The organism is Candidatus Polarisedimenticolia bacterium, assembly GCA_036004685.1.
Lineage (GTDB): Bacteria > Acidobacteriota > Polarisedimenticolia > Gp22-AA2 > AA152 > DASYRE01.
On the sequence record DASYRE010000032.1, the window covers coordinates 40,181 to 66,667 of the forward strand.

The 26,487-nt window shown below is 64.5% G+C and carries 23 protein-coding genes; 14 read left to right on the forward strand and 9 right to left on the reverse strand.

Annotated elements, in window-relative coordinates; all coding sequences use genetic code 11:
- The first annotated feature begins 77 nt into the window (after nt 1-77).
- Nucleotides 78-701, forward strand: a complete 624-nt coding sequence (locus VGR67_08360) for a LysE family transporter (protein HEV8336411.1) — start codon at nt 78-80, stop codon at nt 699-701.
- Here the strand turns inward: VGR67_08360 and VGR67_08365 are convergent.
- From VGR67_08365 to VGR67_08375, 3 genes are all read right to left on the reverse strand, one after another.
- Nucleotides 698-2,164, reverse strand: coding sequence for a DEAD/DEAH box helicase (locus VGR67_08365; GenBank protein ID HEV8336412.1), 1,467 nt, complete (start codon nt 2,162-2,164; stop codon nt 698-700). The two genes, VGR67_08360 and VGR67_08365, sit on opposite strands and share 4 nt — an antisense overlap.
- Before the next feature lie 304 nt (nt 2,165-2,468).
- Nucleotides 2,469-3,359: a helical backbone metal receptor gene (locus VGR67_08370; protein ID HEV8336413.1), complete on the reverse strand. Its 891-nt coding sequence runs from the start codon at nt 3,357-3,359 to the stop codon at nt 2,469-2,471.
- A 47-nt stretch (nt 3,360-3,406) separates the two neighbouring features.
- A complete protein-coding gene (locus VGR67_08375) occupies nt 3,407-4,513 on the reverse strand; it encodes an aminotransferase class IV (protein ID HEV8336414.1) in 1,107 nt (368 codons plus the stop codon).
- 299 nt (nt 4,514-4,812) lie between these two features.
- Here VGR67_08375 and VGR67_08380 point away from each other — a divergent pair, with 299 nt between their 5' ends.
- Nucleotides 4,813-6,174, forward strand: a complete 1,362-nt coding sequence (locus VGR67_08380) for a sensor domain-containing diguanylate cyclase (GenBank protein HEV8336415.1) — start codon at nt 4,813-4,815, stop codon at nt 6,172-6,174.
- A gap of 134 nt (nt 6,175-6,308) precedes the next feature.
- Here VGR67_08380 and VGR67_08385 read toward each other — a convergent pair whose 3' ends face one another.
- Entirely contained in the window at nt 6,309-6,497 is a 189-nt protein-coding gene (locus VGR67_08385; GenBank protein ID HEV8336416.1) for a hypothetical protein, read from the reverse strand.
- Nucleotides 6,498-6,772: 275 nt separating this feature from the next.
- On the opposite strand from VGR67_08385, the gene VGR67_08390 reads away from it, so the two are divergent.
- The 6 genes from VGR67_08390 to VGR67_08415 all read left to right on the forward strand — a co-directional run bounded on the left by VGR67_08390 (nt 6,773) and on the right by VGR67_08415 (nt 13,367).
- On the forward strand, nt 6,773-8,134 hold the full coding sequence (locus tag VGR67_08390) for a sigma-54 dependent transcriptional regulator (GenBank protein ID HEV8336417.1): 1,362 nt from the start codon (nt 6,773-6,775) through the stop codon (nt 8,132-8,134).
- 144 nt (nt 8,135-8,278) lie between these two features.
- Nucleotides 8,279-9,160 carry a hypothetical protein gene (locus tag VGR67_08395; protein HEV8336418.1) on the forward strand — a complete coding sequence of 294 codons (882 nt, stop codon included), beginning with the start codon at nt 8,279-8,281 and terminating at the stop codon, nt 9,158-9,160.
- A 1-nt stretch (nt 9,161) separates the two neighbouring features.
- On the forward strand, nt 9,162-11,648 hold the full coding sequence (locus VGR67_08400) for a tetratricopeptide repeat protein (protein ID HEV8336419.1): 2,487 nt from the start codon (nt 9,162-9,164) through the stop codon (nt 11,646-11,648).
- A gap of 58 nt (nt 11,649-11,706) precedes the next feature.
- Nucleotides 11,707-12,363, forward strand: a complete 657-nt coding sequence (locus VGR67_08405; protein ID HEV8336420.1) for a hypothetical protein — start codon at nt 11,707-11,709, stop codon at nt 12,361-12,363.
- On the forward strand, nt 12,360-12,560 hold the full coding sequence (thiS, locus tag VGR67_08410) for a sulfur carrier protein ThiS (protein HEV8336421.1): 201 nt from the start codon (nt 12,360-12,362) through the stop codon (nt 12,558-12,560). Before VGR67_08405 ends, thiS begins: the two co-directional genes overlap by 4 nt.
- Nucleotides 12,561-13,367 (forward strand): thiazole synthase, encoded by an 807-nt coding sequence (locus VGR67_08415; GenBank protein ID HEV8336422.1) that lies wholly within the window; start codon nt 12,561-12,563, stop codon nt 13,365-13,367.
- A 16-nt stretch (nt 13,368-13,383) separates the two neighbouring features.
- On the opposite strand, the gene VGR67_08420 is transcribed toward VGR67_08415, so the two are convergent.
- Entirely contained in the window at nt 13,384-16,044 is a 2,661-nt protein-coding gene (locus tag VGR67_08420) for a TonB-dependent receptor (protein HEV8336423.1), read from the reverse strand.
- 257 nt (nt 16,045-16,301) lie between these two features.
- Here VGR67_08420 and VGR67_08425 point away from each other — a divergent pair, with 257 nt between their 5' ends.
- Both VGR67_08425 and VGR67_08430 read left to right on the forward strand, forming a co-directional pair.
- Nucleotides 16,302-17,258 carry an ABC transporter substrate-binding protein gene (locus tag VGR67_08425; GenBank protein ID HEV8336424.1) on the forward strand — a complete coding sequence of 319 codons (957 nt, stop codon included), beginning with the start codon at nt 16,302-16,304 and terminating at the stop codon, nt 17,256-17,258.
- A 38-nt stretch (nt 17,259-17,296) separates the two neighbouring features.
- Nucleotides 17,297-19,387, forward strand: coding sequence for an ATP-binding protein (locus VGR67_08430; protein ID HEV8336425.1), 2,091 nt, complete (start codon nt 17,297-17,299; stop codon nt 19,385-19,387).
- On the opposite strand, the gene smpB is transcribed toward VGR67_08430, so the two are convergent.
- Complete coding sequence (gene smpB / locus VGR67_08435; protein HEV8336426.1) at nt 19,347-19,796, reverse strand: SsrA-binding protein SmpB; 450 nt, start codon at nt 19,794-19,796, stop codon at nt 19,347-19,349. The genes VGR67_08430 and smpB overlap by 41 nt on opposite strands.
- A 200-nt stretch (nt 19,797-19,996) precedes the next feature.
- On the opposite strand from smpB, the gene ricT reads away from it, so the two are divergent.
- Entirely contained in the window at nt 19,997-20,707 is a 711-nt protein-coding gene (gene ricT / locus VGR67_08440) for a regulatory iron-sulfur-containing complex subunit RicT (protein ID HEV8336427.1), read from the forward strand.
- Between the two features lie 22 nt (nt 20,708-20,729).
- On the opposite strand, the gene rsmI is transcribed toward ricT, so the two are convergent.
- Entirely contained in the window at nt 20,730-21,587 is an 858-nt protein-coding gene (gene rsmI, locus VGR67_08445) for a 16S rRNA (cytidine(1402)-2'-O)-methyltransferase (GenBank protein ID HEV8336428.1), read from the reverse strand.
- Nucleotides 21,588-21,603: 16 nt separating this feature from the next.
- The gene (locus VGR67_08450) at nt 21,604-22,452 is read right to left on the reverse strand and encodes an NAD+ synthase (GenBank protein HEV8336429.1); all 849 of its coding nucleotides are present in this window, start codon (nt 22,450-22,452) and stop codon (nt 21,604-21,606) included.
- Between the two features lie 119 nt (nt 22,453-22,571).
- Here VGR67_08450 and efp point away from each other — a divergent pair, with 119 nt between their 5' ends.
- The 3 genes from efp to VGR67_08465 all read left to right on the forward strand — a co-directional run bounded on the left by efp (nt 22,572) and on the right by VGR67_08465 (nt 25,521).
- Complete coding sequence (gene efp / locus VGR67_08455) at nt 22,572-23,132, forward strand: elongation factor P (protein ID HEV8336430.1); 561 nt, start codon at nt 22,572-22,574, stop codon at nt 23,130-23,132.
- Between the two features lie 286 nt (nt 23,133-23,418).
- Nucleotides 23,419-24,684 carry a DUF4388 domain-containing protein gene (locus VGR67_08460; protein HEV8336431.1) on the forward strand — a complete coding sequence of 422 codons (1,266 nt, stop codon included), beginning with the start codon at nt 23,419-23,421 and terminating at the stop codon, nt 24,682-24,684.
- Nucleotides 24,685-24,753: 69 nt separating this feature from the next.
- Nucleotides 24,754-25,521 carry a fumarylacetoacetate hydrolase family protein gene (locus tag VGR67_08465; GenBank protein ID HEV8336432.1) on the forward strand — a complete coding sequence of 256 codons (768 nt, stop codon included), beginning with the start codon at nt 24,754-24,756 and terminating at the stop codon, nt 25,519-25,521.
- Here the strand turns inward: VGR67_08465 and VGR67_08470 are convergent.
- Nucleotides 25,495-26,481 carry an RluA family pseudouridine synthase gene (locus VGR67_08470; protein ID HEV8336433.1) on the reverse strand — a complete coding sequence of 329 codons (987 nt, stop codon included), beginning with the start codon at nt 26,479-26,481 and terminating at the stop codon, nt 25,495-25,497. The two genes, VGR67_08465 and VGR67_08470, sit on opposite strands and share 27 nt — an antisense overlap.
- Nucleotides 26,482-26,487 lie beyond the last annotated feature (6 nt).

Genomic DNA, 26,487 nt, shown 5'->3' on the forward strand with positions numbered 1-26,487 from the left:
GAGCTCTCAGGCCGAACCTGGAGGAACCCATCGACATTTCCGGTCTCGCCGGCGACGGGATTGGGCTCGGACTCGCCATCGCCGCTCCGATAGGACCGGTCAATCTGGAGATCATCCGGAGGGGCCTTCGCGGCGGGTCGTTGCCGGCCTTCCTGGTCGGCCTCGGATCGACCGCCGCCGATCTCTTCTACGTGCTCCTCGTCTACGTGGGCGTGGCCCCTCTCATCCAGCACCCTCTCTTCCGGATTCCGCTGGACGGCGCCGCCGCCGTCGTGCTCGGGATGCTGGCGTGGGGCGGCCTGCAGGAAGCGCGCCGGCCGGCCTCCGGCCTGTCGGGCGGTGGCGCGCCGCCGGTCTCGGCGCGCCGCGGAGCCCTGGCATCGGGTTTCTTGATCACTCTTTCCAATCCGATGACTATCGTCTTCTATTTCTCGCTTTTCGGGGGAGCGGTGGCGAGGCTCCACGAGGCCCCGCGCAGCGTCCATTTCTTGTACGTGATCTTCGTGATGACGGGGTGCGTGCTCTGGTCCGCTTTCCTCGCGATCGCGCTGGGATGGGGGAAGGGAAGGCTCAGTCCGCGAGCCGTCAGGGCCGTGGGCGTTGTCTCGACGCTGGCGCTCGTCTACTTCGCGGCGCATTTCCTGTTCGACGGACTCCTCGAGATCCGCGCTCTTCTGAGCGGAGCTGGCCGCGCCGCTTAACGGCGGGCTCGGCTCCGATGCCGGCGGCGCCGGGGCTGGCGTTCGCGCCCGGGCCCGGCCGGGGCTTCGGAAGGCGTTTCCCGATGCTTTGCAGCTCCCGGACCTTCGGGAAGAGAGTCCAAGTCGACCGGCGGGCGGTCCAGGTGCGCCTGGAGAAGAACCGCCATCATGGTGCGGGCGTCTTCGCGATTGAGAATCTGGGCGGCGACTGGCTCGTATTCCAGCAGCTCCTCGGGGGGGACTCGGGAAGATTCCTCCTTCAGCCGCGCGAGCAGGTGCTCAACCTTCTTCATGGTGACCTCCGCGTCGGACGGAAAATCGCGCTCGATGGCATCGAGGTCGTTCACCTTCACGAGCTTGTTGAAGTTGACGAGATCGTGGGCCGAAACGAGGGAGATGGCCTTGCCCGATTTCCCGATCCGTCCCGTCCGCCCGGCCCGATGCACGTACTGGTCGGGCGAGCTGGGGGACGAAAAGATGAAGACGTGGGAGAGATTCTCGATGTCGATGCCTCGCGCGGCGACATCCGTCGCCACGAGGTGGCGAAGCTCGCCGCGCCGGAAGCCGGCCATCACCTTCTCCCGGCGGCTCTGGGAAAGGTCGCTGGAGAGCATCGCGACGGGCAGTCCCTTGTGGCCCAGGAAATTCGCCACGACCCGAGTTTCCTCCCGCGTATTGCAGAAAATCATGGAAGAGGCGGGGTCCTCGTATTCGATCAGCTTGTAGAGGTTCCGCTCCTTGTTCATCCGGTTGGTGATGTAGTACTCGTGCGAGACCTCGCGCACGTAGACATAGTCCTCGCTCAGAAGCACCTTCTCCGGTTCGACGAGATAGCGGTAGGCAATCACTTCGATGCTGCGGGGAATGGTCGCTGAAAACAGGAGGGTCTGGCGTTTCGGCGGAAGGTGATCCAAGATCTGCCTCATCTCCTTCTCGAACCCCATGTCGAGCATGAGATCGGCCTCGTCGAGCACCAGAACTCTCAGGCGATCGAAGTTCAGCGTTCCCCGCCGGAGATGATCGAGAATGCGTCCCGGGGTGCCGACCACGGCGTGCACGCCCCGCCGCATCTCCTCGAGTTGCTGCTCGATCGGCTTGCCGCCGTAGATTCGGACGCAGCGAATCCCCCGCCCGGCGCCAATGCGTCCTACTTCATCGGCAACCTGGAGCGTGAGCTCCCGGGCCGGCGTCAAAATCAGCGCTTGAACCGAGACGTCCGTGGGGTCCACCACCTCGGCGATGCGGATTCCGAAGGCGGCGGTCTTGCCGGTTCCCGTCCTGGACTGAACGATGAGGTCCTTTCCCGCCATGGCGCGAGGGATCGTCAAGGACTGGACCTCCGTGGGCTCCGTGTAGCCTATCTCCGCCAGCGCGGCGAGCACCTCGGGACGCAGACCGAAATTCTTGAAGCCGGAGGAGGGACCGACTTCCTGGGCGGGTGATCGGGTGGGCGTGCTATCCATCGATCCTTCCATGAACTGCGTTCACGCTTTTCCGGCAGGGCGGGGCCGGAACCAGCAAGCCAAGGATATATGATAGCAAAATAGAGAGTTGACGTAGCGGAGGCGAAGCCATCAGGCTCGCATGCGGCTGCTGCATTCAAGAAGCAGCAAAGATTTTGCCTTGTTGACCCGACGGCGTATGCGTCGAATACTTGACACAGGAGGGGGGAAGGAAATCCCTCTCCACCGCCCCCCCTAAAAGACGGATGGGAGGGGAGGCGGGCGATCCCCCCCTAAGGCCGCGCGGGATTTCCCGCGCGGTCGCTTATTGGGCCCCTTTTTCGAGCAAGTCCGTCAATTCCTCCATCGCCTCCACGACACGCGGAGCGGGGCGCTCCATGGCCTCGCTCACCGTCGCGACTCTTCCGTAGCGGACCGCCTCCATCTCGCGCCAGCCCGGTTTTTCCCTCAAGCTTTGAAGGAACGCTGCGTTTTGCGAAGAGGCGAGAATCCAGCGGGGATTGCGAATCATCAGCGTCTCGAGATCGAAGGTGGGCCATTCCGTCGGAGCGTCGGAAGTGATCGAATCGCATCCGCACCGTCGCAGAGCGTCGTCGAGAAAGGTCCCGTGACCGGGCACGACGATGGGATCGTTCCAAACCAAGAAGAGCACTCTGGTTCTCGGCCTTTGGCGGGCGCGCGCCTCAAGGCGGGCGAGGCGGCGAACGAGCTCGGCGTGCAGGGTTCGCGCCCGGTCGGGCGCATCGAGGATCCACCCCAGGGGAATCAGCGAGGCGAGCATGCTGTCGAGGTCCGGCGTGTCCAGGAAATAGACCGGAAGGTGAAGAGAGTCGGCCCGGGCAATCGTCGAGGCGTCGTTTCCCGACGTGGTGGCGATTAGGAGATCGGGATCGAGGCTCATGATCGTCTCCCAGCTCGGGTTTACCATCCCCCCGATGCGGGCCTTACGGAGGGCCGCGGGAGGCTGATTGCAGAAGTCGGTGACGCCGACGACCCGATCGCCGCGGCCCAGCGCGAACAAAGTCTCGGTCACGCTGGGAGCCATCGAGACGATCCGAGATACGGGAGAGGGAATCCTGACCGGGCGGCCGATTCCGTCGCGCACCAGCTTCTCCGGGCGTGGGGCCGGAAGATCGCCGGCCTGGCCGGAAGCGGGGGCCAGAAAGAGCATCAGGGAGAGGGCGAAAAGCGGCAACCGGGCGGAGCGCGGATGGGGCCGGGCGCAGCGCGGTGGAAGGACCCTCAACAACGGAGGTAGCGCCGGATATCGGGGAGCTCGGCGTCGAGCGGAAGCCCGCGAATCGGGTCGGCCATCGCCGCTTCGATTCCGCCGAGAAGAACCCGGGTGATCTCGCCGGGCTTGCCGTCGCCGACGCGGTGTCCGGCCACGCTGATGATGGGCATCACGAACGCGCCGGTGCCGGTCATGAAGACTTCCCGATCCTCGCCGATCAGATCCAGTGGCAGGATCGTGCCCGATTCCTCAACCGTGTATCCCTTCGCCCGCGCGATTTCCAGGGTGACCAGCCGCGTGATCCCGTTCAAGCAGAAATCGCTCTTCGGCGTCAGCACGTTCACGCGGGAGGGATCCGACTTCCAGCCCTCGCTCTTAACGACAAGGAAGAGGTTGTCCACGGTCGCTTCGGCCACGAATCCATCCTGAGTCAGCATGATGCATTCGGGATCGCCGCTTGCCGCGCAGCCTTCGCGCAAGGCCAGCACGTTGTTCAGGTAGTTGTTGCTCTTGATTCGCGGATCCAGAATCGTCGAGTCCGGTCTGCGGATGACGCGGGAGATGCCGAGGGAGATGCCTTTTTCGTAAGCGTCTCGCGGATAAAGGCGAATCGTGCTGACCAGGGCGAAAAGCGTCGGCGCGACGCATTTTCTCGGGTTGATTCCGAGATCACCCAGTCCGCGCGTGACGACCAGCCGAATGTAGGAGTTGTCGGTCGGCTGAAAGGCGACTTCGCGAGCCGTCTGCAGGAGATGCGTCGCGAGCTCGGTCCGATCGTAGGGGACGTGAATGCCGAGCTCTCCGGCGGAGCGCCAGAAGCGGTCAAAATGCTCCCGCAGAAGGAATACCTGCCGGTTCCTGATCAGGATTCCCTCGAAGCACGCGTCTCCATACAGCACCGCGTGATCCAGCAGCGGCAGGCCAATCTCGTCCAGGCTGAAGATACCGTGCCGGCGCTCCCATGCGCCTCGAGTCTCCTTCGGGTGGGAGCGCGCCGGATCGAGAAGGACTCTCGGCGTTATCCCCTTGACGACGGGCATCGAGACAAAGGCCCGCGCTTTGCGGCCGACCTCCAAAAGAGCGGCCAGAGCTCTCTCGATATCGTCGACCGGCATCGGAGCCTCCGCGGGCATGCATGGAATGGAGTTTCACCGCCTTTATAGACGATTCGAGACGGAAGGGTCAAGAAGAGGGGGCGCGTCAAAAATGGTCAGCCGGCCGGTGTCAAAAAATGGCCGGGGAGCTCCTCCCGTGGGGAGATTCGGCGAGCGGCAAGGGCGGCCCTCGTCTCTCCAGCAAGCGAAGTCTCTGCGAAGTCATTCAGTTGGGGGGGAATAGCGATTCACTCTCGTCGAGGGAAAGCGCCGCGAGAGGTCGAGGGCTCGACCCGGTGTCGTGGCCCGGTTCTTGCTCGATGGGTGTCGGAGTCCTGGACGCTGCCGGCGTCGGGCCCGCGCCCGGCCGGAACACCATTCAGGCGGGGACGATGTCGGACGTGCTCTCCATCTTGCAGGAAGTCTCCGTGTGGCCGCTCGCGCTGCTGGGCGGCGTCGCCTTTTTTCTCGGACTCCTCGTCGGAAGGATCGGCAAGACGAGTCCGGCGAACCGGCGGTCGATCACCACGGAAGCCGGCACTTTCGTGGATCTTGACGTCTATCGGGAATCGCAAAAGACGAACGCGAGACTGGAGCAGGAGAATCAGGTCTTCTCGGAGTTCTTCCAGATCCTGACCGATTTCACCAAGGAGATGGACGGGCGCCTCGACCGTTCCCTGCTGCCGCGCCGGCTTCTGGAGATTGTCGACAAGATTTTCCTGCCGAACCAGATCCTGATCTTTCTCACCGATCGCAAGAACCCGGGCAGCCTGATCCTCAAGGAGACGAAGGGCATCACGAAGAGCCCGAATCAATCGAGGGAGATTCGCGTCGGCGAGGGAAAGGTCGGCTGGGTCGCCCAGCAACGCATGGTGATGGATCAGGAGGACTTCGTCCGGGAGATGAGGACGGGAGGAGGGGCCGTCCTGGACGCCCCGGCCCATTTCCGGTTCAAGGTGGATCTCTGCGCGCCGATGCTGGCCTACAACGGGGCGGTCCAGGGAGTGATCTCGGTCGGCGGGATCACGCGCCATCCTAAATTCGAGAAACGCCTCCTGGTCACGATCGGCGATCTCGGCGGCATCGCGCTCCTGAACCATGCCCTGATGGAGGATCAGAAGAAAAAGGCCAATTCCGACGGGCTCACGGGGTTGATCAACAAGCGCTATCTCAAGGAGCTCCTCGGCGGGGAGATTCACAAGGCGGAGACGCAGCATCGTCCCGTGTCGCTCTTCATCTTCGATCTCGATCACTTCAAGAAGCTCAACGACAACTACGGTCATCTGACCGGCGATCGGGTCCTCCAAGGGACCGCCGACGTACTCCGCAAGACCGTCCGGGACACCGATTTCGCCGCCCGGTGGGGTGGAGAGGAGTTTCTCGTCATCCTCCCCGACACGCCGAAGGATGGCGCGCTGAAAGCCGCCGAGAAAGTGCGCGAAGCTCTCGAGAGCCAGGTCTTTCAGGATGACGAAGGAAACCCGATCCGGAAGGTCACTCTGAGCGGGGGAATCGCCACCTTTCCGGAAGATGGCCGGCAGCAGATGGAGCTGGTGGGGGCGGCCGATGAAGCGCTTTACCGGGCCAAGGAGATGGGCCGGAACCGGGTGGTCCGCTCGGAGCCAAAGTTCCTATCTGATCACAGCGACGAGCCGGAGATCGGAGGAGGCGCCGTGGCGTGAAGCGGATCGCTTCACAGGAAGAAGCGCCGCCTCGCTCGAACGTAGGCATCTCGACGCCGACCGGTTCCGGCCGCGACGGAGATGGCCGCTCGGGGAACAGCCCGGAGGCTGACAGGCAAGCGGAACCGGTTCTGTTAGATCGCCTTCTTCGCGTTTTGCGACGACCAAGCGCTCATGATTAGGTAAGTCCTCGCGCTTTCGACCTCGACCCAGCGCCGATAGACCTTCCGCCTCAGCGTGTCGATCTGATAATCGGTGTTGTCGTACGCGAATTCAACGACGGACGGCGTTCCCGCGCTGCGCTTCGAGCCTCTCTTTTTCATCGCACCTCCCTGCGGTCATTAAGATATCTTGCAGCAATTCACCTGCCACCCCGCGGCCGGCGTCATCCGGCCCGCGAAGAGCGTCCGTTTTATGGTTGTAAGCGATTGTTTCAAAAGAGAATAAACGTTCAGCCGGGCGGAGATGCCCCCCGGAAGCCTCACCTTGGAAAAAGCGTCACTCGGTCAGAATGGCCGACTTGCCTGTCGGGCGAGTCGGCCAAAATAGCCGAGTCGGATTGCGCCGGAAAGGTCCGGAAAGCTATAATCGAGTCCGCATGAACACCGAGAATCTGCGCATCCTCGTGATGGATCCGGATGAAGAATCCGGCGCTTCGATTTCGCGCAGCCTCGGGAAAGCGGGGTATCAAGTCACGGCGGTGCTGACGCTCGGGCGAGCTCTCGCTTTGATGGCCCGGCGAGACTTCGACATGGTCATCGCCGCGCTGGGAACCGCCGGCCGCGCAGCGAAGGACAGCCTCGTTCGGATGCGCGCCGCCAATCCCACGGCCGCCGTCCTCGTCCTGGCGCCCCTCTCTCAAGTCGACTCCGCGGTCAAAGCTCTCAAAGACGGGGCGGAAGACTATTTGACGAAGCCCCTCGATCCCTACGAGCTCCGGAGTCGCGTCGGGCGGATCCTGGAGCGTCGGGAGCTGGACGATCGACTGGCCCAACTCCAAAAGGCGCTGACTCAGAGATACGGACTCCAAAGCTTCGTCGCCGAGTCGCCGGCCATGAAGGCGCTGGTGCAGAGAATCGCGCAGGTCGCTCCCGCCGCGAGCAACGTCCTGATCCTGGGCGAGAGCGGAGTCGGCAAGGAGCTGGTGGCCAAGGCGATCCACTTCAACAGCCCGAGACGCTCGCGCCCTTTCCTGGCCATCAACTGCGCCGCCATTCCGGAGGAGCTGATCGAAAGCGAGCTGTTCGGACACGAGCGGGGCGCCTTCACCGGCGCCGTCGGCCGGGCGAAGGGGAAATTCGAGATCGCGGACGGCGGGACCATTCTCCTGGACGAGATCGGCGAAATGAACCTCAAGACCCAGGTCAAGCTTCTCCGCATTCTGGAAGAGCGCGAGTTCATGCGGTTGGGCGGGGGACGCAACATCCGGGTCGATGTCCGGGTGCTGGCCGCGACGAACGCCGATCTTCAAGAGAAGCTGGAGAGGGGATTGTTCCGCGAGGATCTTTATTTCCGGCTGAAGGTCATCACGCTGAGCGTGCCGCCCTTGAGGGATCGGCGCATGGACATACCGGACTTGGCGCGGATGTTCATGGAATCGCTCTGCCGATCCAACGACGTCGCCACCAAGGCGCTTTCTCCGGAGGTGATCCTCGCCTTGCAGGATCATTCCTGGCCGGGAAACGTGCGTGAGCTCAAGAACTTTCTGGAGAGCCTCGTCGTCACGGTGCCCGGATCCCGCATCGACGCGGAGGATCTGTCCTCGGCCTTCCGGACCGATCGGGGAGCGGAGGAAACGGTTCCCCGGATCGAGGCGGGGGTGACCTTGCGGCAAATGGAGAAGGAGCTGATCCGGAAGACGCTCGGACGAATGGACGGCAACCGCACCCGGACGGCGAGAACGCTGCAGATCGGAGTTCGGACCCTGCAGCGCAAGATCAAGGAGTATGGTCTGAGCTGACGCTTCCCTCCGCCCGGGCCGGCCTCCCCCTCGGCGCGGCTCGAAATCAGCAGCCTTCTGCGAATCCCGCTCGATCGTCTCCGGCCCCGTGCTAGCATCCTCTCAGGTTCAGGCGTTCGCCCGTCACTTCGACCGGACAGGCATATGGGCATCTTCCCACCGTTCCCCGGCGCCCGGCGAGCCCACCGCCGCACCCTCTTTTTCGCGCTGATCCTCCTTCTTCCTCCGGCCGGCTCCGTCCCCCGGGCTCAGGAGCGGCTCGAAGGAAGCGACTTCATCTTCGTCGAGGAGCAGTCTTGGAGAATCGGAGAGGTCCGCTCCTACACGCTTCTCTTCGACCGCGTCCCTTTCGGGCGGGAGACCATCCGCCTACTGGAGCTGCAGGGGGATCGAGCCGGCCGGAGGCTGAAGTTCAGCCAGACCCTCGCTCTGGACCTGCGAGCGCTGGGGCAGCGAGGCTTCCTCACTTTTTTCTCGACCATTCGGTATGCCAAGGGGAACGTTCCGGAAAGCTATCGAGTCGAGGGGGTGCTCCAGGACCGGGCCGGCTATTCGACCTATTCGCGGACTGCGGATCCGGCGCGAAGGACGGTCTTGAATCTCGAGCTCGCGGGAACGCGACGGCGCATGACCTGGGATGCCGGCGGGGAGAGCCGGGAAATCCCCCTGCCGCCGACGGCGGGGGTGATGCTGGTCGATCCGCTCTCCATGGTCCATTGGGAGCGGCTGTTCGTGGGCAACACCTGGAGAGTAGGCGATACGCGAAGCATCGACGTTCTGCTCCCGGCCGGCTCCCCCCGCTTCGACTATCACCTGGAACCGTTCCGGCCGTCCCCACCCGTCCCACGGCGGGTCGCCGCCAGCCTGACGGTCGAGGCCCGGGAGACGATTGAGGTGTTCTCCGTTCCCATCTCCTCCTTCCGCTGCTCGATCCCGGATCTCGGACTCCGGCTCTGGGTGAGCTCCAATGGCGGGGTTCTCAAGGTCGAGGATGGCCGGGGGCTGGTCATTCTCCTGGAGCGGTGACGTGAGAATCACCGTCGTCGTGCTCGCTCTTCTGGCCGCCGCCCCGGCGGCGGCTCGCGCGCGAGGGGGCGAGCCGGCCGCTTGCGATCTGACCGGGCCGGCGGGCGATTTCTGGCCGAAGGTGGTCCGGGATTGGTCGCGCCGCCTTCCGAGTCTGAACGCCGGTCCGAGCCAGACTCCCGCCTGGGTCTCCCTGATCTACGGCGATGCCCAGCAGGGTTCCGCCGACTTCGAGAAGTTCATCCGCCGGTGGGCGGGGGTTCAGGAATGGAATTGGGTGCGATCCGAAATCTGGAAAAGGCCCTACTCCCGTCTCGCGGGGGCGGTCGGGGGCCGCCTCGCCCTCAAGCAGAACCTGATCCTGGTCGGAACTCCTTCCTCGAATCCCCTCATCGGGGAAGTCCTTCGCCGGGTCAAGATCAGGGTCGAGCCCGAATCGGTCGGAATCGGCGATCGCCTGTACACCGGATCCGATCTCCTGCTGATCGCGATCCTTCCCAGCCCCTACTTCCCCGGGAAATACGTTCTGTGCGTGCTGGGGTTCAGCGAGGAGTCTCTTCGGCGGGTTACCCATCTGCCCTTCGGCGAGTCGGATTACGCGCTCTTCCGAGGTCGCAAGCCGCTGGAGAGCGGCTTTTTCGAAAAGCCCCGATGTGATTCCTGGGCTCCGGGGCGGCGGCCCACCGTGACCGCCGAGTATCGCGGCTGGGAGGATTTTGAGATCGGCACGCTGAGGTATCGCTACGATCCGTCGCGAACGCCACGATCGGAAGTCGAGGCTCTCGCATTGCGGGAGAGCCGTCAAGTGGAAGAAATGAGCCGGACCCTTCGCCTGCCTCGCGGCACCCGCAGAATCGAGATCTATCTCTACGCGTCCGCCGACGACAAGGCGCGGGAAACGGGGCTCGGAAGCCCCGTGCATCTCAATGAGGAGACGGGGTCGGTCCATCGGGTGTTCGTGAAGGAAGAGACCGCCCCCTATCAAATCGTGACCCTCAAGCTCCGGCAGGACCTCGGCGGCCGGGGCTCCCCGGGGTTGCGGCTGGCGCTCGCCCTGGCGGCGTCTCCGGAATTCGAGGGTCGACCGCTCGAGGAATACGGCGCGCGGCTCGCCTCGACCGGACGATTCCCCGATTTGGACCGGCTCGCGGCGATGGACGGGAACTCACTCGACCCTGATTCTCAGCAGACTCTTCCGGCGGCATCCTTCCTGCATTTCCTGATTTCGGAAGGAAGAATCGGAGATCTCAAACAGCTCTATCTCAATTCCTCCGCCCGGGACCCGGTGGGCCAGTTTCATTCTCTTCTCGGCGAGTCCCTTGAAAAAGCGCAGAGGAGGTGGGCGCGTTCGTGGAACGCCTCGCCGGGGGAGCCGGCGCCGGGGAGCGGCGTCGCAAGGTCGCCGCGATCGCCCGGGGAATTTCCCTCGGAGGCGGGAAAGCTCCTGGAACTCGGCACGGTGCTGTTCCGGGACCGGCGGGACCGCGAGGCGCAGGCCGAGCTCGAGAGCGCCCTGCGCATCGCTCCCCATCTGAGCGCGGCGCGGCTCCTCCTGGCGCGCATCGCGTTCCGCGCGGGCGATACCGAGACCGCCATCCGGGAGGCGAAGGCCGCGCTCGAGTCCAGCCGGGATCCGGAAATCCTCGCATGGGCCCACGTGACCTTGGGCCGCGCCGAAGCGCTGCGCGGCCGGCGCTCGGCGGCGGCTCTCGAGCTGCGCGATCCCGCGGTCGCGGGCGGGCCGGAGGCACCGAGGCTGGTGGCCGATCTCTGGCTCGAGAATCTCAGTCTCTCTCCGAACCGGAAGGCGGTGGAGGAACAGCTGCGCTTCGAAGCGAAGGCCGATCTCCAGAATTTCGACTGGGATGCGGCCGAGAAGAAGCTGAAGGCCGTCCTGGCGGCCAATCCGGACGACGCCGCGGCCCATTTCGCCCTGTCGGACGTCTATCTCAAGCACCACGATTACTGGGTCGAAAGGGCCAACCTGTCCAACGAGCTCCATCCCGCGACGACGCCGCTCGATCCCGCGCTCTACAAGACGCTCGCCGATCGCGCGGAGCGCGAGCTCGAGAAAGGGGTCGTGCTGTCGACGCCGGGGATGTTCCGTCCGGGAGGAGAGCGGCCGCCCGGGGAAAGGGGCCGAGGCGGTCCGCTGGACGATCTCGACCTATACGATCCCTCGCTGAAGGCGCGCTCCGATTCGCCGGAGGAGCGGCATTCCCGCTTCTTCCTCGGCCGCACCTACTTCCTCGCGGGAGACCTCCCGCGGGCCCGGCAGGAGATCGGCCGATCCCTCGGGCAGGATGCCTATGACCCGCGGTTCGCGGGCTGGAGCTACGTCTATCTAGGGTTCATCGAGCTTCTCGAAGGACGAAGGAGCACGGCGAAGGCCTATTTCGAGGCGGCCCGGCGGATGAGACTAGGAGGACGCGTGACCGCCGCCGCGAAGAAGGGGTTGGCGCTGGCGGACGCGCCGGGACGGCCCTGAGGCCTTGGAGGGGGGCGGAGCGGTGTGATATTCTATCGCGCCCCGGGAAGCTCGCGCCATGATTACCGGCTTCAACACCGACGTCGAATACAACGGCCGGATCTACCACATCCAGACCGAGGACAAGGGTGCGTCGAATCCCGTCATCGAATCCTTGATCTATGTGGGGGGTGAAATCCTCGCCTCGCACAGGACTCCTTATTCGGACCTCCTGCGGGACGGAACGGACGCGAGCCGCATCGCGGAGAAACTCGAGTCCCAGCATCACCGGATGATCATGAACGTGCGGCAGGGGAGGCTGGATCCCGAAGGTGTGAAGCCGTTCGGCGCCGGCATCATCTCGGATCGAGGATTCGAGGAGGTGGTCCTGGAGTATCTGGGCTCGGAGCTGGCCACCGAAGCCTTGCAGGTAGTCCTGGAATCTCCCGCCGATTTCACCGAGGGGAAGGCGCACGAAGTGGTGGTGAGGGCGCGGGGCGAGCTCTCGTCGATGCCCGTGAAGGGGACGCGGGTGGTCCTCCGGATGATCACCACCCTGGACAAGCCCTCCGTCCTGGCGGAAGGGGCGACGGACGAGAAGGGAATTCTGCGCATGGACGTGACCGTCCCGAGGATGGAGGAGGGAAACGCGGCGCTGGTGCTTCAGGCTTTGCGCGACGGCGAGCTGGTGGAGTTGAAGTTCCTCGTGCGCAAGCCGGGTTCCGATTCGCGATGAAGATCGTCCTGAACGGCCGCGAGACCGCGGTGTCCGAAGGGGCGACGATCGCGGCGCTTCTGGGCAGCCTCGAGCTGCCCCCGTTACGGGTTGCCGTCGAGCGCAACCGGGAAGTTGTGCCTCGCCATCGCTACCCGCAGGTCAAGCTCGAGGAGGGGGACCGGGTGGAGATCGTGCGTTTCGTGGGCGGAGGTTGAATGACGGCACCCGAGGGGGCGGACCCTCATCGGCCCGGTCCGCTGACCATCGCGGGAGTTTCCTACCGATCGCGGCTGATCATCGGGACGGGCAAGTACGCGAGCCCCGCGGTGATGCGTGACGCGCTGGAAGCCTCCGGCGCCCAAATCGTCACCGTGGCCGTCCGGCGCGTCGACCTCCAGGGGCGCGGGAAAGGCTCGCTCCTGGATTTCATCGATCCCGACCGCCACACGCTGCTCCCCAACACCGCGGGTTGCCGGACCGCCCTGGAGGCGGTGCGGACGGCGCGACTCGCCCGGGAGGCGGGGATGTCGTCCCTCGTGAAGCTGGAGGTCATCGGAGACCCGAAGACGCTGTTTCCGGACCTCGAAGAGCTTCTCGACGCCACGCGAACCCTGGTGAACGAGGGATTCACCGTTCTTCCCTACACCACGGACGATCTGGTGACGGCGCGGAAGCTGCGCGACGCGGGCGCCTCGGCCATCATGCCGCTCGGCGCTCCCATCGGCTCGGGCCTCGGGATTCAAAACCCGAACAACTTGCGCCTTCTGCGGGAGGAGATTCGCGACATCCCGGTGATCGTGGACGCGGGCGTCGGCACCGCATCGGACGCGGCCGTGGCGATGGAGCTCGGATGCGACGGAGTGCTGATGAACACGGGGATTGCGGGAGCCCGGGATCCGGTCAAGATGGCCGCCGCGATGCGCCGGGCGGTGGAGGCGGGCCGTCTCGCGTTCGAGGCCGGGCGGATCCCCCGCAAGCTCCACGCCTCGGCCAGCAGCCCTGCCGAGTTCGCCATCGAGTAGCTTTTGAAGGTCCGCGCTAGAAGCGGACTTCCACTCCAGCCTGGAAGATCCTCCCAAAATCGACGTCCACGGGCCGGCCCGCCGACGAGCCGAAAGTGTCCACGGTGGTGACGTTGAGGTTGTTCAGGAGGTTGAAGACCTGGCCGGTGATCCGGATTTGGCCGCGACCGGCCGTGAAGCTCCGGCTCAACGAGAGGTCGAGGCTTCTCAGCGGAGGCTGCCGGCGGGAGTTCTTGCCCTGCGCGGAATCGATGACGATGCCGGTGCCGGAAACGAAGACCGTGGGGCTGAAGAGAGCCCCGGATTGATAGCGGTTGATGACCGTCAGATCGAGGCTGGCGGGAAGCCGCCAGAAGGCGGAGAGATTCAAGATGTCGGGGCGATCGTAGCGCAGCCGGGTGAAGTCCAGCGAGCGGGCGTCCTGGCGCTTCTCGAACCCGAAGTCTTCGGCGGTGTCCCCCTCCACCCGCGAGCGGGTGTAGGAAGCGAGCATCTCGAAGTTGTGACTGAAGGCTTTCCGGACGACCAGCTCGGTCCCCCGGTAACGCGAGGACCCTTTGCTGTCGAACACCACGGCCCCGGTCGCGGCGGGGTCGACGTTCAGGCCGGTGAGGTCGGTCGTGAGCGTCGTGCGCAGCTGATCCTTGCCGCGCCAGCGCGTGTGGGACAGCCCGATCGAAAGATCCCACGGCAAGGCCTGTTCCACTCCCAGGGTGTAGGAGTCGCGGTGCGGGGACTTCAGGGGGCCGTCGATGACGTAGTCGTAGACGTAAACCGGCGCCGACTGGTAGTAGTAGCCGGGATTGTTGACGTCGTCGGCGATCACGTACGTCGTCTGGTAGCCATCCGAGCGGGCGAAGTCCACGAAATCGGTGAAGACGTTATCGTAGAACCTGCCCCAGTTGCCGTAGATCTTGGTCCGCCCCTTGCCCTTCGGATCCCAGGAAACGCCGACTCGGGGCGCCAGGTTCTTGTCTCCCACGAAGGACTGGTAGTCCATGCGCAGGCCCGTGTCCACCGTCCAGCGGCCGTCGGGTGTCCAGGTGTCCTGGGCGAAGACGGCGGCCTCACGATCCTTCCGGTTGGTCTTTTCCGGCGCCAGGTAGTCGTATTTGATGAATTCCCGGTACCCGTAGTACGGGCCGCCCGTCTCGAAGTTCGGGTCGTAATCGGTGATGTCCAGGTAGGTCGGACGGCTGCGGTTGATTCCCGTGAAATCCAGGAAGCTGTAGTCGAGGCCCGTCTTGATCGTGTGGCTCTTCGCCGCCTTGAAGGTCACCGCCTCGCTCACACGGCTGCGCAGCGTGCTCCGGTCCTGGTCGTTGGGATAGGCCCCGGAGAAAGACTGAGCCGTGCTCGTCCCGCCGATGCCGTCGGAAGCGTCGCCGTCCGACAGACCGATGACGAACGCCCCCAGGGAAGGATCGACGGGGCGGGCCGTTAGGTACTGGTGATGGAAGTAAAGCTGGCTCTCGAGGAAGGCCTTGGCGCTGAAGATGTGGGTGTCGCGCGCCTGGAAGAAAAATCCCCCCTGGGTCTGATTGTAGTTCGTGCCGTCCGCATACCGCGCATCGGTGATCGAGTTCTTGAACCGCGCGGGATCGGTGGCCAGGTTGAAGATCAGCGTGTTGTCGGGATTGATCTGCCAGGTCGTCTTGAATTGGAAATTGAACCGATCCCCCTGACGGACGCTGTCGTTGAAGATCGATCCGATGTCCTCCTGCCAGTACTGGAACGAAGTGAAGTACCAGGCCTTGTCCTTGACGATCGGCCCCCCCGCTGAAAACTCCTGCCATTGCTGGGTCTCGGGCCGCGGATTGTTGTTGTTGGACGTGATGCCGTCCGAATCCCCGGCGGCCACCACCTGGTCGTAGTTGGGAATGTCGCTCCCGAAGTCGTCCATCCGAACGAAGCCCGAATAGAAGAACTGGAAGTCGTTGGTGCCCGACTTCGTGATGATGTTGGCGATGCCCCCGGTCTGTTCGCCATACTCCGCCTGGAAGCCGCCTCGATCCAGCTCGAAGCGCTCGATCGAATTCTGGTTGACGTTGAGGCCGAACGTTCCGGTGACCTGATCGTTGATGCTGGCGCCGTCCAGCCGGAAGCCGTTCTGGGTGACGCGGCTGCCGCGGATGTGATACTGGGCGAGGGTGAAGCCCTCGTCGTTCCCCACGCCCGGAAAGAGCGTCAGGATCTGTTGGTATCGCCGCGCGATGAGCGGAAGATTGTTGATGTAGCCGGCGTCCAGCACGTTCTTGTCCGAAGTCACGGCGGTGTCGAGGAGGCTCTTCTCCGCGACCACGATCACCTTCTCCTGGAGACCGTGCTGCAGGGTCACGTCGAAGACGCGATTCTCCGCCGGGTTCAGCTTGATCTCCTGCATCTCGTACGGGGGGTAGCCGATGATGTGGACCCGGAGCGTGTAGGTCCCCACCGGAAGCGCGGCAAACAGGAAGCGTCCCTCGCTGCTGCTGATCATCTCCCGGCGCGTGTTCAGGGCGGGACTCAGGAGGATGATGCTTGCCCCCGGGATGAAGTTCCCCGAATCGTCGAGAACGTAGCCCCCGATCGAGGCCGTGACGTTGGCCTGGGATCTGAGCAGGGATTCGCCCGACCAGAGTCCCCCAAGGAGAAAGGCGATCAGGAGGATTCGCGCTGTTCGGCCGTTTGGAATCATCGCTTCTTCCACCCCTAAGAAACTGTTCTGCTCGGCAACCTCTTTGCCGCTCCCGCAACAATACGCATATATACATAGTCCTGAATAAAGTAGCGTCAAGACAAATATGAATATTTAATAATTCGATTCGTCCAAGCTTGGTCATTTCTCCAAGGCTGGCGGGGGGCCGAATAAGACGGCAGATCCTAGGTTGAACAAGCCAAAATCATGCATATATTTAGTCTGGGAATTTGTATAGGTAAAATATGAATGGCAGCTTGCATCGAAGAGTCTTGACAGGCCTGCTGGCGACGCTTCTGCTCGCCCCCCTGCTCCAGCCCCCGATGGCGGTCGGCCAGACATATCGCGTCGCGATCATCAAGAGCCGGGATCTCGCTCCGTACAACCAAGCCCTGTCGGGACTCCGGAAAGCTCTCCTCGCCTGGAATCCAAGCATCAGCCTCCAGGAAATCGATTTCCCGCAGGATGAGCCGGGCGAGACGGCCTTCCTCCAGGCGCTCCAGAAATCTCCGCCCGACCTCATCGTGACGATCGGAACCCAGGCGACCCGGTCGGTCAGCCGGCGGATCGCGAACATTCCCGTCGTCTTCTCCCTCGTTTTGATGACCGGCGACTCCGAGATCCTGTTCCGGCAGCGTCCGTCGAACGTCACCGGAGCCGCCATGGACGTTCCGATCGGAACGCAATTCGCGAGGATGAAGCAGGTCATCCCGGAGCTGAGACGGGTCGGCGTGATTTACAACCCGAGGGTCACCGGCGCAACGATCCAGGCCGCCAGGAGCGCGGCGTCCGCGGGAGGGTTGACCCTCGTCGAGATCCCGGTCACTTCCGAGGCCCAGGTCGTGAGGGAAGTCGAGGGGCTCAAAGGACGGGTCGACGCGCTCTGGTCGGTGGCCGACAGCACGGTCTTCACCCCCCGCAGCGTCGACGCCATCCTGCTGCTCACCATCCGGGACGGGATTCCGTTCGTCGGGCTCTCGCCTTCCTTCGTGAAGGCGGGGGCGCTGATCTCATTTTCCTGCGATTACACCGACGTGGGGACGCAGTCGGGAGAGGTCGCGATCGAGGTCCTGAAAGGAAAATCTCCGGCCGAGATTCCGGTGGTGTATCCGCGCCACGTATCGCTGTACCTGAACCTCAACACGGCACGCGCCATCCATCTGGACATCTCTTCGCAAGTCCGCTCGGAATCCGAAGTCACGTTCACGGAGTAAGGGGTCGAGCCTTGTCGATGCCGGCGCTCGAGAATCTGATGAAGTTCAACCGGGGATTGAAGGGAAAGTTCATCTTCCTCGTCTCGGCCCTCCTGATCACCACCTCGATGGCGCTCGGTTGGATCTTCCTCGTCCGCGAGGTGCGGGACAGCCAGGAGAAGCTCTCTCAGAAGGGAATCATCCTGGCGCGCAATCTGGCGGCCAACGTGGAGCTCGGCGTCTACACCCGGAATCACGAGACTCTCGCGAACCTCGCCGCGGCGGTGCTTCAGGAGAGCGACGTGGCGTTCGTGGTGATCCTGGACGAGTCGGACAAGCCTCTGTATGCGGACGCGGCGGAAGGTTTTCGGGCTCCCGATCTTCCGAGCCTGCTGGAGGAAATGCCCTCCGAGGCTCCGGCGACCCCGAAAGAGGCGACCCTGGAAGTCCACCGCTTCCGTGACCCACTGCACGACGACGAAGAGGTGTACCTTGCTTCGTTCCCCGTGCTGACCCGCAAGGGCGGCTCCGTCGGGGAGGAGATCGGATTCCTGCCCGAAACGGCCTCCGGCCCCGGGAAACGCCGCGAGAAGATCGGACGGGTGCTCGTCGGCCTGAGCACGCGGCTGAGAAGCTATGAGATCGGCAAGCTGGAGAAGGCTCTGGGCCTCGCCACGCTGGTGGTCATCGCCATCGGGATCACCCTCACCGTCCTGCTCGTGAGGATCATCGTGGAGCCGGTGAAGCAGCTGGTCGCGGCGACGCGTCGCATCGCTCAGGGAGACCTCGACACGATGCTTCATGTGAACTCCCACGACGAGATCGGGGAGCTGGCGAGGAGCTTCAACCAGATGACGTTGAAGCTCCAGAACTCACGCCAGGAACTCGAGCGGACGAACCAGATGCTCGAGGAAAAGGTAAGAGAGAGGACTCAGGAGCTGGAGGAGGCGCAGGGCCAGCTGGTGCAGGCCGAGAAGATGTCGGTGGTGGGGCAGCTGGTCTCGGGCGTCGCCCACGAGCTCAACAACCCGCTCGCCGGGGTCCTCGGCTATTCCCAGCTGCTTCTTCGCATGGAGGTCCCGGACGACGTGAAGAGGGGTCTCGAGAAGATCGAGTCCGAAGCGGATCGCTGCAAGCGCATCGTCCAGAACCTCCTCATCTTCGCCCGGAAGAACAAGCCGCAGAAGCGGCTCATCGATCTCAACGGGATCGTCGAGAGCGTCCTGGAGCTCAAGGACTACCAGTTCCGCGTCGACAACGTCCGCGTCGTGAGAGAGCTGAACGCCCGGCTCCCCATGACGATGGCCGACTCGGGCCAGCTTCAGCAGGTGATCATGAACATCGTTCACAACGCCCAGCAAGCCATGAACGAGACCGAGCGCGAAGCCGTCCTCACGGTCCGGACCTGGGCGGATCCCGCCTCCATCCATCTGGAGATCGCGGACACCGGCCTGGGCATCCCCCCCCATCATCTCAACCGGATCTTCGATCCCTTCTTCACCACGAAGGAGGTCGGGCAGGGGACCGGGCTGGGTCTTTCGATCTGCTACGGGGTCATCCAGGAGCACCGGGGCCGGATCTGGGCGGAGAGCCGCACGGGATCCGGAACGATCTTCCACATCGTGCTCCCCGTGCAAGGCGACGGAGCCCCGATCCGGCCTCTCGAGCCGTCGGCCCCGGCCCCCCCCGGAAACGCGGCGACGAGTTCCGGCGCGACGGCCCGGATCCTGGTCGTGGACGACGAGGCGTCCATCGTCGATATCCTCTATGACGTGCTCCGGCTCGACGGTCACCAGATCGAAACCGCCCTGAACGGCCGGTTGGCGTTGAGAAAGCTCCAGCAACAGCCGTTCGACGTGATCATCTCGGACTTGAGGATGCCGGGAATGAGCGGACAGGAGCTGTTCGAGCAGATGAAAGAGATGAATTCGGCGCTCCTGAGCCGCATCATCTTCACGACGGGAGACGTAGCGAGCCAGGACACGCAGGGCTTCCTGGAGAAATCCGGCAGCCCCTACCTCCAGAAGCCTTTCGATCTCAACGAGGTCCGCCGGCTCGTGCAGGAGATGCTGGTCTCGATCCGCGGGAGCCGGCCCGACCTTCCGTCCCTCACTCCCGTCGACTCTCGCGATCCAGATCCCTCCGCTTGATCGCCTCGCGCTTGTCGTAGAGCTTCTTGCCGCGCGCCAGGGCCAGCTCCACCTTGACCTTTCCTTTCCTGAGGTAAAGGCGAAGCGGCACGAGCGTCAGCGTGGCGTGCTTTCGCCGGCGGTCCAGCCTCCGGATCTCTTCCCGGTGCAGAAGCAGCTTGCGCTCCCGAAGCGGGTCGTGATTGTTCAGGTTCCCGTGGCTGTAGGGGGAGATGTGGCAGTTCAGGAGCCAGATCTCGTTGTGACGAACCAGCGCGTAGCTTTCCTTGAGGTTGGCGCGTCCCTGGCGAAGCGACTTGACCTCCGTTCCGACCAGAACGATCCCGGCCTCCACTTTGTCCTCGATGAAATATTCGTGGAAGGCTTGGCGGTTGGTGGACAGAACCTTCACGTCTTCCTTGTCGGCCATGACGTCCTTTCCGGCCCGTCTGCGTCGCTCGCGGAAGCGCCGTGTCGGGGAATCTAGCCTAGCCCAAAAGGATTCCGCCCGCCACGCCTGCCTTGACACCCCCGGTGCGGTGGACAAGAATGAAAGCCGTCGGGCGGGCCACCGAACGGGCGGAGACGGCCGCGGGGGCGCAATCCCCGGTCCACCAGGAGGCAGCGGCGATGCAAAATGATCACGAGACGGCCGGTGGGTGCGGCGGATGCACGGTCGGCCAGGCGCGCGAAGTCAGCGTCGCCGGCGTGAAATTCCATAATCTTGGCAAGGTCGAGCATTTCAATTCCGACGGATTCGAGCTGGAGCTCGACGAGGCCGTGGTGGTCGAGAGCGACGACGGCGAGAAATACGGCACGGTGGCGGAGGCCACGAGCCGAATCCGCGGCGGCTGCGGGGTGGGATGCATGAAGCGCGTGCGCCGCCGGGCGACCACGCAGGATGCCGACTTGTTCCGGAGGAACTCGCTGCGCGAAAAAGAAGCGCTGGCTTATTGCCGGGAGCGCGTGGCGGAACGGAGCCTCGCCATGAAGCTGGTGGTCGCGGATCAGAGCCTCGACGGGCGCAAGGTCACTTTCCATTTCACCGCCGAGGGACGCGTCGATTTCCGAGAGCTCGTGAAGGATCTCGCGCAGCGCTTCCACACGCGCATCGAGATGCGGCAGATCGGCGTGCGCGACGAAGCCGGAGTGAAGGGCGGCTACGGTCCCTGCGGGCGGAACCTGTGCTGCTCGAGCTTTCTCAAGGAGTTCGCGCCCGTCTCGATCCGGATGGCCAAGGATCAGAACCTGAGCCTGAATCCTTCGAAGATCTCGGGGATGTGCGGGCGACTGATGTGCTGCCTCCGGTACGAGCACACCGCGAAGGAAGCCGCGGGATAGATTTCCCCTATCCTTCGCCCCCCTACTCCGATTCGTCGTCCTGACAGGCCCCTTCCCGAAACGCCCGGTAGACCTCGCGCCGGGGAACGCCGAGCCGCAGGGCCACCGCTCGGATCGCATCACGCCGGCTGGAGCCTTCCTTCTTCATTTCCCGGGAGACCTCGCCGCGGAGGACCTCGACCGGCGCGTGACGCGGCCGCGGGGAGGGAGCGCCTCCAACCACGACGGTGACTTCCCCGCGGACGGCGGATTGCCTTAGCCGCTCCGCCAGATCGCCCAGGCTCCCCGCGAGGAACTCCTCGTGGATCTTGGTCATCTCCCGGCCGATCGACGCCGGGCGATCTCCGAAGATCTCGGTCATCTCCTTCAAGCTCGACCCCACCCGGCGCGGCGAATCGAAGAAGATCAGGGTCTCTTGGCGACCCCGGAGAGACTCCAGCAGGCGCCGTCGCTCGCCGCTTCGATGCGGCAGGAATCCGAAGAAGGAAAAGCGCTCCGCCGGCAGCCCCGACGCCACGAGAGCGGCGAGGGGGGCCGAAGGACCCGGAACCGGAACGACACGTATCCCGGCTTCACGGGCGGCGCGCGCCAGGCTGACGCCGGGATCCGACACCGACGGGGTGCCGCCGTCGGTGACCAGGGCCACGTCCTGTCCCGATCGCAGTTTCTGGAGCAACGCGGGAACCGTCCGGGCCTCGTTGAACCGATGGAAGGGGACGGTGCGGGTGCGGAGGGAATGATGGTTCAGCAGCTTCCGCGTCTGGCGCGTGTCCTCGCAGGCGATCAGGGGCACGTCCCGGAGGATTCTCAGGGCGCGCAGCGTGATGTCCTCGAGATTCCCGATCGGGGTGGCGACGAGGTAGAGCGTTCCTAAAGGCACCGGGATCCTCCAAGGCTCAGATTCCCCAGTCTCTGGGATAGCGGAAATCGACTCCGACGGTGCGATCCGAGACCTTGGCGATCAACGGCATGACCCGCTTGTATTGCGAAGTCCGGATTCGGCGCAGGACGTCGTCCACCATCGGGCGAGGAAAACCGCATCGCACGGCTTCCTCACGGCCGCCTCGGAGGTCGACGAGGAGATAGAGGAGCCGGTCCAGGCGCGCGTAGGTGAACCCGAGCTCCTTTTCGTCGGTCTGGCCTGGGTACAGGTCGGCGCTGGGGTGCTTGGACAGGATGCGGGAAGGGATTCGCAGGTGCCGGGCCAGCTGGCGCAGCTGTGTCTTGTAGAGGTCGCCCACCGGGTTGAGGGCGCTGGCGAGGTCGCCATGGATGGTGCCGTATCCGAGAAGAAGCTCCGTCTTGTTGCTGGTTCCCAGGACCAGGGCGCGCCGATCGGCCGAAAGATCGTATAGGACGGCCATTCGCTGGCGGGCCATCATGTTCCCTCGGCGGAGACGGCCGGCGTCCGGGCGGGAATCGAAGTAGGCGTCGACCAGCGGCGTGATCGCCGATTCCACCGAGGGGCAGCGGAGCCGGCGGATGAAGGCGCGAGCGTCCCTCAGGCTGGACGGAGAGCTGGTCCGATAAGGGAGAAGAGCCGCCAGGACCGATCGCGGGCCGAGAGCCCTCACCGCCAGGGCGAGCACGACGGCGGAATCGATCCCGCCGGAGGCGCCCACTACGGCGCGGCGGAGCCCCGTCCGAAGCGTCTCGCGGCGGATGAAGTCCACGAGGAGCGCCTCCGTGAGCTCCGGGTTGATCGAAAGACGGAGCGGTTTTCTGAGGATCGACGGGCGGCTCACGGGTGAAGAGTCTAGGCGTCGGCCCGGCGCACTGTCAACAAACCCATTGCGCCGGAAAACCCGTCATTGCTATAATTGCGGCTCCTCAAACGTTCACCGAACATGGGAGGTGGGACCGGATGATCCCCGCAACACAGCTGCGCACCGGCATGGCCATCATGCACGAGGGGAACCTCTGCCGGGTCATGAAGGTGCAGCACATCACCCCGGGGAACTGGCGGGGGATGGTGCAGGTCAAGCTCCGAAACCTCAAGACCGGGAACAGTCTCGAGTATCGCTTCCGCTCTGAGGATCGGGTGGAAAGAGCGAGTCTCGAGCAGCACGAGGTCGAGTTCCTCTACAAGGAGGGACGTGACTACCATTTCATGAATACCGAATCGTACGAGCAGTTCACGCTCAGTGACGAGGCCTTGGGCGACAACGTCTATTACCTGATTCCAAACATCAAGCTGAAGATGGAGTTCTACGACGGGAATCCCGTCGGGACCGAGATGCCCCTCACGGTCGACCTGCGCGTCGTCACGACCGAGCCCGGCCTGAAGAGCGCCACCGCAACGAATTCGGGCAAGCCGGCGACGCTTGAGACGGGCCTCGTCGTTCAGGTGCCCCAGTTCATCGCCGAAGGAGAAGTCATCCGGGTGGACACCACCGAGGGGAAGTATCTCGAACGAGCCAAGTAATTAATAATAAAGAGTCGGCGCCTCGGTTCCCACTGCGGCGTCAGCTCCTGCACCCGCCGTGAAATCTCGAAGCCTTCGGAAGACCTTGTCCTCCTCCAGCGCTCCCGCTGTTTTCGCCCGCCCCATCGAGTCCATGCCACTTCGTCCTGCGCCCGGAGGCCGGCAACCGCCGTGCACCAGCCCCGCCGCTCCGCCGATCGCCCGCGCCCCTCGTTGACAACCCCTCGGCGGGGCCTATATTGGCCCCGTCGATCCGACGGCGGCCGCCCGCGCGAGCCGGAGACCCATGACGACACCTCTCCAGCCTCAAGGAAGTCTTGTAGATACAAACTGTTGTGAGGTTCTGGCGTCTCTTTGCGGCGGCGCGCAGACGGGAGTTCTGACCGCCCAGGGGCCGGGCGGAGAGAAATCGGTATATCTCGAGAAGGGGAGGATCGTCTTCGCCGCCTCGAAGGATCCGGACGATCGCCTGGGAGAGCTTCTCCTCACCCGCGGAGCCGTGACGCGGGAGCAGCTGGATGAGGCTTCGGCCAAAGTCCGTCCCGGAAAGAGACTCGGGACGATCCTGGTGGAGCTCGGGTTCCTGCCCGCCGCGGAGCTTCCCCGCTGGGTGCTCGAGCAAGTCAAGGAGATCATCTACTCCCTCTTCTCCTGGGGGGACGGAAAGTACCGTTTCGAGGCAGGCCCTTTCCCTTCCGGCGAGGTCATCGCCCTGCGGATTTCGACCGCCGAGATCTTCCTTTCTGGACTCCGGCGAGTCCAGAAATGGTCGGTCGTCAAGAAAGGCGCGGGAGAGACGCAGATCCCCTACCGTCTCTCTTCGAACTTCCGCGAGCTCCTCAAAGAGGCTCATCTGGGCAAGGAAGAGGAGTCGCTGCTCGAGCTCCTCGCCTCGGGGGAGCGGACGATGGAGGAGGCGGCACGGCAGTCCAACCTCACGACGCTGCTCGTCTATCAGCTGTTCTTCGCTTTTCGAGTTCTGGGCGTCGTCCTGCCGGGCCAGGCCCCGGCCAAGGGGCAAGAACCGCCGCCACCGAAGACCTCCTCCCTCATTTCGAACGCCACCACGCGGGAGGCCTTGTCGGCGACGGATCCCCCCAAGGATTCGGTTGCCGGAGCCGACTTCAGGTCGCGCGTCGCGCCGGGTCCCCGCTCCGATGCCGATCCCGGCGCGAACACGGTCGTCCTGAAAATGCCCCTCATCCCGGCCGCGGCGCTCGCCCCCGACAAGAGTCCGACGCAAGCCGCGCCGGAAACGACAGCGGCTCCGCCTGCTCTCGAAGGGACGCCGATTCAAGGGTCCTTCGAAAAGACTCCGGCTGCAACGCCGCCCGAGAAGAGCCCCTCCGCCGCGCCGACTTCCCGAAAGCGGGAGTACCGGGTCGTCCGCGTGGAGGGGGACAGGCTCGACGGAAAAGGAGTTCAACAAATCGAGGAGGTTCTCGGGACCTGGAGCCGCAAGGGATACTCTCTGGCCGGCGTCGTCCAGGGCAGGGGTTCCGGCCTGTTCAATTCCACGCCCCCCTCGTTTTTCATCTTCGAACGCGACTGATTTCCCATCCCGTGCCGGCGGGAACCGCTCCCCGCTGGGTTACAATCCGTCCGACGGCGGAGGTCGGGAGTGCGAATCGCCCGGTTCATGGTCGAGGGCAAACCGGTCTGCGGCAGGCTTGAGGGGGACTGGCTGCATCCCTTCCCGGCCGACGCGCTGGAAGATCGTCGCGAGTTGTCACCCCCGGTCCCGGTGATCGGGACCGAGATGCTGCCGCCCTGCCGGCCCGGAAAGATCGTGGCGGTCGGTGTGAACTATCGGGAGCACGCGCGGGAACGCGGCAAAGCGCTTCCGGCGGAGCCTCTCATCTTCCTCAAGCCCCCCTCCGCGGCGCTGGCCCCGCGAGGCCGGATCGTCCTCCCCTCCGGGGTGGGACGCGTCGATCATGAAGCCGAGATGGCCGTGGTGATCGGGCGGACCGCCCGCCATCTCGCCGAAGGCGAGTCCGGGCTTTTCATCCTCGGGTACACTTGCTTCAACGACGTGACGGCCCGTGAGCTGCAGGACCGTGACGTCCAGTTCGCCCGCGCAAAGGGATTCGATACGTTCGCGCCCTTCGGCCCATGGATTGAAACCGACCTCGATCCGCTCGACCTGGCGATCACCGCCAGCGTGAACGGCCAGGTGCGACAATCGTCCAGGACCCGGGAGATGGTCTTCCCCCCGGCGCACCTGGTGGCGTTCATCTCCCGGGTGATGACCCTCTTCCCCGGCGACCTCATCGCCACCGGAACGCCCTCGGGAATCGGTCCCCTCCTTCCGGGCGACATCGTCGAAGTGACGATCCAGGGAATCGGCACCCTTTCGAACTCAGTCGTCGCCGCTTCCGGGGGTTGATTCGACCCCGCCGCTCTCTTTTCGGAGAGCCCGCAGCAGCCGATCGAAATCTTCGGGCAGGGGCGCGTGAAAATGCAGCCATGCGCCGGTGAGCGGATGGGTGAATCCCAGCCGGCTCGCATGGAGCGCCTGGCGCGGGAAGCTGTCCAGCAGAGGCTCGCGCGGGAGGCGGTGGGCCGATCCGTAGACTTTGTCCCCGACCACGGGGTGCCCCCGGTGGGACAGATGGATGCGGATCTGATGGGTTCGTCCGGTCTCGAGCGTGATGGAAAGAAGCGTGGCGCGCGCGAAGGGCTCGACGGTCGCGTAGTGCGTCACCGCCGCCTTCCCGCCTTCCCCCGCGCCGGCCGCGCCGCGGCGAGAGCCGGCGGCCGATCGTGACAATCGATCCGAAATCGTCCCTGTCGCGGCCGCCGGCGTCCCGCGCACCAGCGCGAGGTACTCGCGCGCAATCGTGTGAGTTCGGAACTGCTCCGCGAGGATCCGGTTCGCGGATCCGCGGCGGGAAAAGAGAAGAAGTCCCGACGTCTCGCGGTCGATCCGGTGGAGCAGCCCGAGATACGGAGACCGGTCAGGATTCCGCTTTTTGAGATGCCGGGCGAGCAGATCGAGGAGCGTTCCCCGGTCTCCCTGAGAGGTGGGTTGGACGAGGATTCCTGGAGCTTTGTCGACCACGATGACGGCCGGATCCTCGTGAACCACGCGGAAGGGGGCCATGCCCTCCGGCGCGCCCGAGCGGCGCTCCTCAGGAAGAGGGAAGACCTCCACTCGATCGCCCGCCCGGACCGGCCGCGAAGCAACCTTCACCCGTTTCCCGTTGAGCGTCACGCCCCCCGCCGCCAGGAGGTCGCGCGCCCGGATCCTGGAAAAAACGCGGCTGCGCTCGCGGATGAAGCGATCGAGCCGCCGACCTTCGTCTTCCGGACCCGCAAGCAGGACGATGGGACGGGCGCGGTGCATGGAGCC

What these genes read in the sequence shown, in the direction of transcription:
- VGR67_08470 (HEV8336433.1), bottom strand. Translation starts at nt 26,481, where the DNA reads ATGCACCGCGCCCGTCCCATCGTCCTGCTTGCGGGTCCGGAAGACGAA.
- VGR67_08395 (HEV8336418.1), top strand. Translation starts at nt 8,279, where the DNA reads ATGGGCATCTTCCCACCGTTCCCCGGCGCCCGGCGAGCCCACCGCCGC.
- VGR67_08415 (HEV8336422.1), top strand. Translation starts at nt 12,561, where the DNA reads ATGACGGCACCCGAGGGGGCGGACCCTCATCGGCCCGGTCCGCTGACC.
- VGR67_08365 (HEV8336412.1), bottom strand. Translation starts at nt 2,164, where the DNA reads ATGGATAGCACGCCCACCCGATCACCCGCCCAGGAAGTCGGTCCCTCC.
- ricT (HEV8336427.1), top strand. Translation starts at nt 19,997, where the DNA reads ATGCAAAATGATCACGAGACGGCCGGTGGGTGCGGCGGATGCACGGTC.
- VGR67_08380 (HEV8336415.1), top strand. Translation starts at nt 4,813, where the DNA reads ATGGGTGTCGGAGTCCTGGACGCTGCCGGCGTCGGGCCCGCGCCCGGC.
- thiS (HEV8336421.1), top strand. Translation starts at nt 12,360, where the DNA reads ATGAAGATCGTCCTGAACGGCCGCGAGACCGCGGTGTCCGAAGGGGCG.
- VGR67_08420 (HEV8336423.1), bottom strand. Translation starts at nt 16,044, where the DNA reads ATGATTCCAAACGGCCGAACAGCGCGAATCCTCCTGATCGCCTTTCTC.
- VGR67_08390 (HEV8336417.1), top strand. Translation starts at nt 6,773, where the DNA reads ATGAACACCGAGAATCTGCGCATCCTCGTGATGGATCCGGATGAAGAA.
- efp (HEV8336430.1), top strand. Translation starts at nt 22,572, where the DNA reads ATGATCCCCGCAACACAGCTGCGCACCGGCATGGCCATCATGCACGAG.
- VGR67_08375 (HEV8336414.1), bottom strand. Translation starts at nt 4,513, where the DNA reads ATGCCGGTCGACGATATCGAGAGAGCTCTGGCCGCTCTTTTGGAGGTC.
- VGR67_08405 (HEV8336420.1), top strand. Translation starts at nt 11,707, where the DNA reads ATGATTACCGGCTTCAACACCGACGTCGAATACAACGGCCGGATCTAC.
- VGR67_08430 (HEV8336425.1), top strand. Translation starts at nt 17,297, where the DNA reads ATGAAGTTCAACCGGGGATTGAAGGGAAAGTTCATCTTCCTCGTCTCG.
- VGR67_08460 (HEV8336431.1), top strand. Translation starts at nt 23,419, where the DNA reads ATGACGACACCTCTCCAGCCTCAAGGAAGTCTTGTAGATACAAACTGT.
- smpB (HEV8336426.1), bottom strand. Translation starts at nt 19,796, where the DNA reads ATGGCCGACAAGGAAGACGTGAAGGTTCTGTCCACCAACCGCCAAGCC.
- VGR67_08385 (HEV8336416.1), bottom strand. Translation starts at nt 6,497, where the DNA reads ATGAAAAAGAGAGGCTCGAAGCGCAGCGCGGGAACGCCGTCCGTCGTT.